At 41.0% G+C, this 2,182-nt stretch carries 1 protein-coding gene and 1 pseudogene; one reads left to right on the forward strand and one right to left on the reverse strand.

Annotated elements, in window-relative coordinates; translation table 11 throughout:
- Positions 1–153: 153 nt before the first annotated feature.
- Positions 154–2,079: an RHS repeat domain-containing protein gene (locus tag NG821_RS12420; protein ID WP_252761975.1), complete on the forward strand. Its 1,926-nt coding sequence runs from the start codon at positions 154–156 to the stop codon at positions 2,077–2,079.
- Here the strand turns inward: NG821_RS12420 and NG821_RS12425 are convergent.
- A pseudogene (locus tag NG821_RS12425) lies at positions 2,071–2,182 on the reverse strand (IS982 family transposase); the annotation flags it as partial. The gene NG821_RS12420 and the pseudogene NG821_RS12425 sit on opposite strands and share 9 nt — an antisense overlap.

A 2,182-nucleotide genomic window follows, 5' to 3' on the forward strand; every position in this document is an offset into this window, starting at 1 on the left:
ATACAGCCCTCGTAGTAATCCTTCAGGACTGACCGTTGCTCTGCTTCCGTGAATTCGTAATATTTTTTCATCTCTTTCCTGGTTTAAATTTAACTTCTTTAAGTCAACTTTTTCCAGGCTAAGACATTTTGCTATCCCAATTCAAGTGGCCTGTTGACAGGTCAGAGAGTCTATAAGATTTCCGGAACATCAGGCAGTACGGTCAGATCCATTTATTATGATAAAAAAGGAAACACCATTCAAACCCATTCTACAAATGATGCAGGTGGATATGATCATGATTATTTCTCGTATACTTTTACCGGGAAATTGTCAGGACACCAGCACGACCATAGTGCCGGCAACCGTGACAGTATAACGGAGCTTACAACTTATACTTATGACAATATGGACAGACCCCTAAGCACGAAATATAAGTTGGACGGTAATCCCGAAGTCACTCTGGCAGATAACACCTATAATCTCTTTGGTCTGATGTCCCGACAGAATATAGGCGGTCAGCAGCCGGTGACTTTTCAATACAATGTGCGAAACTGGATGACAGAGATCAGCAGTCCCTTGTTCTCTGAGGATCTGACGTATGAGTGCGCCTTGAACGGAGTGACACCTGCGGAGCGGAGCTTCAACGGAAATATCTCAGCTATCAGATGGAAAACCTCTGACGACAACGTTTACCGTGGTTATGCCTTCAAGTATGACGGAGCCGGCCGGCTTACTGAAGCCAATTATGGTGAAGGGACGGGCGGGGATACGAATTTCGACAGGTATTCGGAGAATGTCAGCTATGACAAGATGGGAAACATTACCACCCTCTCCCGCCAGGGCCTTCAGGATGACAATAAATATGGCAGTATTGACCAACTGACTTATTTTTATGAGGGCAATCAGGTCAGGAAGATTAAAGACCAGGTGACTGGTCCGTTTTATAGTGGAGCCTTTCATTTCACAGACCATACAGATTCAGACGTAGAATATGACTATGATAGGAATGGCAATATGACAAAAGATTTAAACAAGGAAATTACTCAAATTGAATATAATTGCTTAAATTTACCGGATAAAATCGAGCATGCAGATGGTACTTATGAGGTATACGACTATGATGCCTCGGGAAAGAAAACGGGGAGAGAGGTTCAGACCAAGTCAGCCAGTCCGTCACTGTCTATGATGTCTGCCGGCAGTAATGTGACAGGAGAACAGTTGCCCAGGGAGAATACCTATTACTGTGATAATATTATTTACACTCCAGAAAACACGGTTATGATTCGAAATGATTACGGCTATGCCTTTATAGACAAGGACAAGAAGGTCACGATGCACTATTACCTCAGGGACCATGAGGGTAGTATCCGTATGGTCTTTAATCAGAATGCCAGAGTGGAACAGGTGACACATTACTATCCCTTCGGAGGCGTGTACGGTGATGCCGGCCTGAATGCCTCGTTGCAGCCCTATAAGTATAACGGGAAGGAACTGGACAGAATGCACGGTCTAAACCTTTATGACTATGGAGCAAGAAACTATGATGCGATTATCGGCAGGTGGACTACGATGGATCCACTGGCAGAGCGTACCCCTGAAGTGAGCCCGTATGCTTATTGTAAAAATAATCCGGTAAATGCTATAGATATTGGAGGAGATAGCATTTATTATTGCATGCCAAATATTGAGCATGGGCAAGTAATGAATTATACACAATATACATATATACAAAAAGATAATACTTCTGGGTTTTATAAAGGAGGAGAACTCTATTTAGGGAACAATATAACAATAAATACTATAGGAAATGCATTAAATACAATCTCTAATGCGGGTAGCATTGGTAAAAAATTAATTTATGCATTGAGTGGTAAAACCACCTCAGACATCCAAATAAGTTATGGACGGAATGAAACAAAATATCCTAGTCCTAATAATAAAAATATATTGATACAGTGGAATTTCTCAGAAGATACAGAAAATATTGGCATGGATATTAATGGAAATGTCAAAGAACCTTCTTCTATTGCACTTGGGCATGAATTGTTTCATGCAATTGATTTTTTAGATAATAACCCGTTGGCGGAATTAATTTAGTGCGTATTTAATTCTACCGATGGGCTTGCCATTAATGTAATTCATATATTGAGAAACGGTTAGCGCACTGATTTTGCCAATTATTCTGGCAAACAAGCCGTTT

Source organism: Segatella cerevisiae (assembly GCF_024054555.1).
Lineage (GTDB): Bacteria > Bacteroidota > Bacteroidia > Bacteroidales > Bacteroidaceae > Prevotella > Prevotella cerevisiae.